This is a genomic window from Mycobacterium sp., from assembly GCF_049683355.1.
Classification (GTDB): Bacteria; Actinomycetota; Actinomycetes; order Mycobacteriales; family Mycobacteriaceae; genus Mycobacterium.
In genome coordinates this window covers 1-6989 of record NZ_JBAUJB010000456.1, presented here as the reverse complement: position 1 = coordinate 6989, position 6989 = coordinate 1, and the positions used below count along the sequence as shown (strand labels likewise).

Genomic DNA, 6989 nt, shown 5'->3' with positions numbered 1-6989 from the left:
TGGTGGCCCCCTTCGAAGGACCGCTGCGCGACGCCACCGCCGGCCGCGTCGTGGCGCTGCCGCCGCGGCTGCAGGTTCCCGACGACTTCACCCTGGTCCGCTACCTGGCCGCCGGGCTGGCCGTGCTGCAGACGGCGACCACGGCCAGCCGCGTCGACCTGGCGGCGATGGCCGACGAACTGGACGCCGAGGCGTTCCGCAACAGCGCCGGGCACCAGGTCTTCACCAACCCGGCCAAGAGCCTGGCCAACCGGATGTTTGGCCGCGACGTCGTGTTCGCCGGCGACTCCGCGGCCACCGAGGTACTGGCCCGCCACGCCGGCACCGTGATGTTGCGACTGGCCCACAAGACGGCGTCCGCGGTGGGACTGGCCGACGTGCTGGTGGCCATCGGGACCGGCTGGGGCCGCGACTCGGGAGCCGAGGCCTCGATCTTCCACGACGAGGAACTCGACGGGCCGCTGCCGCAGCGGACCCGCACCTTCGTGCTGACCACCGACGCCGACCGGCCCGCCGTCGCCGCGCGGCTGACAGGTTTCGACGACGTCCACGTGGTCGCTTCCAACGACGTTCCGGAAGTAGCTGTGACAGGGGAGGATCAGGACGTGCCGGTCTCGGCACCCGCGCCCGGAATCGGGTGTCCTGAACAACAATTGGCGCTGCTGGCGGTCCGCATCGAGATGGCGGCGGTCTACCAGCGGCTGGCTCGAGGTTGAGGTAAGTGCATCTGCTCAGGGGTGCGGTGCGGACCTACGCATGGGGTTCGAGGACCGCGATTGCCGAATTCACCAGGGCGCCCAGTCCGACGGCGCATCCGGAAGCCGAGCTGTGGTTCGGCGCGCACCCGGGGGACCCGGCGCATCTGTGCACCGACGACGGTGAGCAGTCGCTGCTCGAGGCGTTGCGTGCCGATCCGGAAGGCGAACTCGGAGCTGCGGTGCGCGGCCGGTTCGGCGACACGCTGCCGTTTCTGGTGAAGGTGCTCGCCGCCGACGAGCCGCTGTCGCTGCAGGCGCACCCGAGCACCGAACAGGCCGTCGAGGGGTTCACCCGCGAAGACCGCATGGGCATCCCGGTGTCGGCGCCGGACCGCAACTACCGCGACCGCAGCCACAAGCCCGAACTCCTGGTGGCGCTCGGACCGTTCGAGGCGCTGGCCGGGTTCCGGCCCGCAGCACGCTCGGTCGAGCTGATGTGCGCCCTCGCACCCGACGTCCTCGAGCCGTTCGTGCACCTGCTCGCCGGGCAGTCCGACGCCGACGGGCTGCGGGCGTTGTTCACGACGTGGATCACCTGCCCTCAGCCCGATCTCGACAGGCTGGTGCCGGCCGTGCTCGACGGCGCGATCAGCTACCTGCGTTCCGGGCAACAGGAATTCGCCTCGGAAGCCAAGACCGTGCTCGAGCTCGGTGAGCGCTACCCCGGCGATGCCGGCGTTCTCGCCTCGCTGCTGCTCAACAGGATCACGCTTGCCCCGGGGGAGGGGATCTACCTGCCCGCCGGAAATCTGCACGCCTATCTTCAGGGCATCGGTGTCGAGGTGATGGCCAACTCCGACAACGTGTTACGCGGAGGCCTGACACCCAAGCACGTCGACGTCCCCGAACTGCTGCGGGTTCTCGACTTCAGCCCGGCCAACGACGTCGTCGTGCACCCCGAAACCGTGCGCGACGGAGCCGAACTCGTCTACCAGACCCCGGCACCGGAGTTCGCGGTGTCGGTGCTCACCGTCGACGGGGAGCACCTCGGACACGAGATCGACGCCCCCACCCGCCACGACGGCCCGCAGATCCTGCTGTGCACCGAGGGCTCGGTGACGGTGTACGCCAAGCAGAGTGCGGTGGTGCTCGAGCGTGGCGCCGCGGCGTGGATCGCCGCCGACGACGGTCCGATCAGGTTGGACGCCCAGCAGCCGACGTGGCTGTTTCGGGTGACCGTCGGGATCTAGCCCGCTTCTCCGCCATCCACAACCGCATGTTGTGCCGGACCGTGCGGCCGACGAGCTTGGCCGACGGCACCATCCACAGGCTGTCCAGCAGGCTGAATCTGCGTAGAAACCATTCCGCCAGAACAGGATCGGTTTCCGCGGCGCCCAGCAACTGGTCGAACAACGAGCCGACGGGCCGGTACCAGCGCGGCATCGGGCCGGTGGCGCCGTGCAGCGTGAGGTCACCGACCGCGTTCATCGTCCACACCGGGTAGGTGGTCTTCGCCGTCGCCTTGCTCAGGGTCTTCGCCAGATCCGTGGCGGGTTCCTGCAGCGCGCGTCGGAGGTGGCCGGCCTGGATCGACGTCATCGTCATGCCCTGGCCGTAGGTCGGGTTGAAGCTCACCACCGCGTCGCCGAACGGGATGATGCCCTGGGGGAAACGCTCCATCTCGTCGTAGCGCCGCCACCTGCTCGTCGGGTACTTGTGCACGGCGACGGCGCCCAACGGTTCGCCCTGGCGCAGTGCACTGCTGACGTGCTCAGGCAGGATCGCGTCGGCCAGCGCGCACATCTGCTCGAAATCGGCAGGGGGCGGCACCTTTCCGGTGCCGAACGTCGTCACCCCCCAGTTGCCGTCCTCGTAGAACAGCATCCCCAGCCCGACCGGCTGCTCCCGTGACGCACCGGCGACCACCACCTTCTCCTTGAGCAGGCCCTCGGGGATGTGCACCTGATGGGTGGTGTAACCGATGCCGACATCGACGGTGTCTTCACGGGGCCGGTCGAATCCCCACTGCGCCAACCACGCCGGCAGTCGGGTGCCACGTCCTGCGGCGTCCACGACGAGGTCGGCCTCGACCGTCGTACCGTCGTCGGTCCGCACCCCGGTGACCCGGTGCCCGTCGAACACCGGCTCGTCGACGGCCTGCGCCACCAGCGTCACGTTGTCGATCGCCAGTGTCCTGCGCCGGATCTGCCATTCCAGGTGCGGGCGGCTCGGCACGTAGGCGGTGAACTCGTCCTGGAGCCGATGGTGGGTGCCCAACACATGCCCGGCGGCGCCGAAATGGATGCAATCGGGACGGTTCTCCAGGATCGGCACGCCCGCGGCCACCATGTCGTCGAGCAGGCCTGGGAACAGCCCGTCGAACTCCTGCGCGCCGCGCGCCATCAACAGGTGCACGTGCCTGCCCTGCGGGACTGCGGCACGGTTGGCGGGCTCCTCGGGAAGCTCGTCGCGCTCGAACACCGTGACCCGATCGTAGAAGTCCGACAGCACTCGCGCGGCGCAGAGCCCCCCGAGGCTGGCGCCGATGACGATTGCATGCTTTTCGGTCTGTGTCGTTTGGGCCATCGAGCTTTTACGGTAACCGGTACATTCCGCTGCAAACATGACAAAAAGGGGGACGGCTGATGGCGCATGATCCGATCACCCGGACCACCGGCCGGTGGCGGACGAAGTCGGTGGAGCAGTCGATCTCCGACACCGACGAGCCGTCTACCAGGCTGCGTAAGGATCTGACCTGGTGGGATCTGACCGTTTTCGGGGTCTCGGTGGTCATCGGTGCGGGCATCTTCACGATCACCGCATCAACGGCCGGCAACATCACCGGCCCGGCGATCTCCATCTCCTTCATCTTCGCCGCGATCGCCTGCGGGCTGGCCGCGCTGTGTTACGCGGAGTTCGCCTCCACCGTGCCCGTCGCGGGCAGCGCGTACACGTTCTCCTACGCCACGTTCGGGGAGTTCGTCGCGTGGATCATCGGCTGGGATCTGATCCTGGAGTTCGCCGTGGCCGCGGCCGTCGTCGCCAAGGGCTGGTCGAGCTACCTGGGCACCGTCTTCGGGTTCGGCGGCGGCGTCGCCGACGTCGGCGGGCTGGAACTCGACTGGGGCGCGCTGGTGATCATCACGTTCGTCACGGTGATCCTGGCGTACGGCACCAAGCTGTCGGCCGGGGTGAGCCTGGCCGTGACCACGCTCAAGGTCGCGGTGGTGCTGCTGGTGGTGTCGGTGGGCGCGTTCTACATCAAGGCCGAGAACTACTCGCCGTTCATCCCGCCCGCTGAGGCCGGGGGCGCCGAAGGCGGCACGGCGGCCGAGCAGTCGCTGTTCTCGCTGATCACCGGCGCCGAAGGCAGCAGCTACGGCTGGTACGGGCTGCTGGCCGGCGCGTCGATCGTGTTCTTCGCGTTCATCGGCTTCGACATCGTCGCGACCACCGCCGAGGAGACCAAGAACCCGCAGCGCGACGTGCCCCGCGGCATCCTGGCCTCGCTGGGGATCGTGACCGTCCTCTATGTTGCCGTGGCCGTGGTGCTGTCCGGCATGGTCAATTACACCGAGCTGCGCGACGCCGAATCGCCCAATCTCGCGACCGCGTTCGCGCTCAACGGGGTGGACTGGGCGGCCAAGGTGATCTCCATCGGCGCACTGGCCGGGCTGACCACCGTCGTCATCGTGCTGGTGCTCGGACAGACGCGGGTGCTGTTCGCGATGTCGCGGGACGGGTTGCTGCCGCGCCAGCTGGCCAAGACGGGCGAACATGGCACCCCGGTGCGCATCACGCTCCTGGTCGGCGTCGTGGTGGCCCTGACCGCCAGCGTCTTCCCGATCGACAGGCTCGAAGAGATGGTCAACATCGGCACGTTGTTCGCGTTCGTGCTGGTGTCGGCGGGAGTGCTCGTGCTGCGACGCACCCGGCCCGACCTCAAGCGGGGCTTCCGCACGCCGTGGGTGCCGGTGTTGCCGATCCTGGCGATCATCGCCTGCGTGTGGTTGATGCTGAACCTGACCGGACTGACGTGGATCCGCTTCAGCGTCTGGATGGCGATCGGTGTGGTCGTGTACTTCCTCTACGGCCGCAGGCACTCCAGGCTGGCGAATTCGGCGCGCTGACGCACCGGCACGGGCGTTTTGCGCGCCCGATTCGCGACTGAGGGAACCGCGCGATCCTCGGCCGCGTCAGTCAGAGCATGCTCAGTGACTATCTGCGCCGCCATGACGAGTGATCACCCTCGATCAGGCGCGCCAGGCCGGGCTCAGCTTGCGCGCAGTGCAGCGACGGGTGCAGTCGGGGCAGTGGCGGCGGTGCGCCCGCGGCGTCTACTTCGTCGAAGACCGCGCGTTCTCCGATGCGGCCCGCATCAGAGCGGCGGTGTGGGGATACGGTTCCCGCGCCGCGGCCAGCGGATTGACCGCGGCCTGGTGGCACGGGCTCACTCGGTTCGCTCCTGACGTGCCAGAAGTGACGGTGCCGCGCGACAGCCATGGTCGCCGGCACGGCGGCAGCCGGGTCAGACGCCGCGATCTGGACCCCGCGGACGTCGTCGGACGGAACGGCATGCGGGTGACTTGTGTGCCGCTGACCGTCGTCGAGGCCGCCGCGCAAAGTGGTGGCGGCGCCAAGTTGCTGGACAACGCCCTGCAACGACATGTCGACCTCAACAGCCTGTGGCGGACCCACCTACGCAACAAGGGACGCACCGGCGCGCCGCGCTCTCGCCGACTGCTGCAAGCGGCGTCCAACGGCGCGCGATCAGAAGCGGAACGCCTGCTGCACAACATTCTGCGCGAGGCGCGCATCACCGGGTGGAAGGCCAACTACCGCGTGGGCGACTACCGCGTGGACGTCGGCTTTCCGGGCCCGAAAGTCGCCATCGAAGTGGACGGGTTCGCGTTCCACAGCGGTGTCGACGAGTTCCAGATCGACCGCTTCCGCCAGAACGGCATCGTTTTGCTGAAGTGGCAGGTCCTGCGCTTCACCTGGCTGGACCTCACCGAGTATCCGCAGCGGGTCCTCGCGATGATCCGGGCTGCGATTTCGGCGCGCTGAAGCACCGTGACGGTCGTGTTCCGCGCCAAATTCGCACGCTTCTTTGTACAAATACGCTATTTCTGTCTAGCCAAGCGACAAAAGCATCGATATAGTCAACCTCAGTTCGTGATCGCACTCACAGCAAGGAGGCATTGGGGTGACCACCGAAATCTCAGGAATGGCCGACAGCGGCGTCACGCAGTGGCGGGACAAGAAGCGCTACCTCTGGTTGATGGGCCTGATCGTGCCGACCGCGGTGCTGGTGATGCTGCCGGTGATCTGGGCGTTCAACCAGCTCGGCTGGCACGCGGCGGCGCAGGTGCCGTTCTGGATCGGCCCGATCCTCGTCTACCTGGCGCTGCCCCTACTCGACTGGCGCTACGGCCCCGACGGCGAGAACCCGCCGGACGAGGCGATCGAGCGGCTGGAGAGCGACAAGTACTACCGCTACTGCACCTACAGCTTCATCCCGTTCCAGTACCTCACCGTGGTGCTGGGCGCCTACCTGTTCACCGCATCGGATCTGAGTTGGCTCGGGTTCGACGGGTCGCTGGGCTGGCCGGCGAAGATCGGCCTGGCGTTGTCGGTGGGCATGATGGGCGGCGTCGGCATCAACACCGCCCACGAGCTCGGGCACAAGAAGGAGACCCTGGAGCGCTGGCTGAGCAAGATCACGCTGGCCCAGACCTGCTATGGGCACTTCTTCATCGAGCACAACCGCGGCCACCACGTCCGCGTCGCCACACCGGAGGATCCCGCGTCGGCGCGGTTCGGCGAGACGTTCTGGGAGTTCCTGCCGCGCAGCGTGTGGGGCAGCCTGAAGTCGTCGTGGGAGCTGGAGGCGCAGCGGCTGCGCAGGCTCGGCAAGAGCCCCTGGCACTGGTCCAACGACGTGCTGAACGCCTGGGCGATGTCGGTGGTGCTCTACGGCACGCTCATCGCGGTCTTCGGCGTCGCGCTCATTCCGTATGTGCTTATCTCGGCGGTGTTCGGCTTCACGCTGCTGGAGACGGTGAACTACCTCGAGCACTACGGGCTGCTGCGGCAGAAAACCGAGAGCGGCCGCTACGTGCGCTGCGCGCCCGAGCACAGCTGGAACTCCGACCATCTGGTGACCAACCTGTTCCTCTACCACCTGCAGCGGCACAGTGACCACCACGCCAACCCGACGCGTCGCTACCAGACGCTGCGCAGCATGAACGGGGCGCCGAATCTGCCCAGCGGGTACGCGTCGATGATCGG

At 67.8% G+C, this 6989-nt stretch carries 4 protein-coding genes and 2 pseudogenes; 5 read left to right on the top strand and 1 reads right to left on the bottom strand.

Annotated elements, in window-relative coordinates; genetic code table 11:
* A pseudogene (locus WA944_RS25950) lies at nt 1–716 on the top strand (TobH protein); the annotation flags it as partial.
* Nucleotides 717–721: 5 nt separating this feature from the next.
* The gene (gene manA, locus WA944_RS25945) at nt 722–1948 is read left to right on the top strand and encodes a mannose-6-phosphate isomerase, class I (RefSeq protein ID WP_526373323.1); all 1227 of its coding nucleotides are present in this window, start codon (nt 722–724) and stop codon (nt 1946–1948) included.
* Here the strand turns inward: manA and WA944_RS25940 are convergent.
* Nucleotides 1893–3284, bottom strand: coding sequence for an FAD-dependent oxidoreductase (locus WA944_RS25940; RefSeq protein ID WP_526373325.1), 1392 nt, complete (start codon nt 3282–3284; stop codon nt 1893–1895). The two genes, manA and WA944_RS25940, sit on opposite strands and share 56 nt — an antisense overlap.
* 59 nt (nt 3285–3343) lie before the next feature.
* On the opposite strand from WA944_RS25940, the gene WA944_RS25935 reads away from it, so the two are divergent.
* From WA944_RS25935 to WA944_RS25925, 3 genes and pseudogenes are all read left to right on the top strand, one after another.
* Nucleotides 3344–4828, top strand: coding sequence for an amino acid permease (locus tag WA944_RS25935; RefSeq protein ID WP_526373326.1), 1485 nt, complete (start codon nt 3344–3346; stop codon nt 4826–4828).
* A gap of 77 nt (nt 4829–4905) precedes the next feature.
* Nucleotides 4906–5765, top strand: a pseudogene (locus WA944_RS25930) (type IV toxin-antitoxin system AbiEi family antitoxin domain-containing protein).
* A 160-nt stretch (nt 5766–5925) separates the two neighbouring features.
* The coding region (locus WA944_RS25925) for an alkane 1-monooxygenase (RefSeq protein WP_526647487.1) at nt 5926–6989 on the top strand (1064 nt) is incomplete at its 3' end.

Bases quoted from the DNA above. Each gene is read 5' to 3' on its own strand.
- WA944_RS25940 (WP_526373325.1), bottom strand. From the start codon at position 3,284: ATGGCCCAAACGACACAGACCGAAAAGCATGCAATCGTCATCGGCGCC.
- WA944_RS25935 (WP_526373326.1), top strand. From the start codon at position 3,344: ATGGCGCATGATCCGATCACCCGGACCACCGGCCGGTGGCGGACGAAG.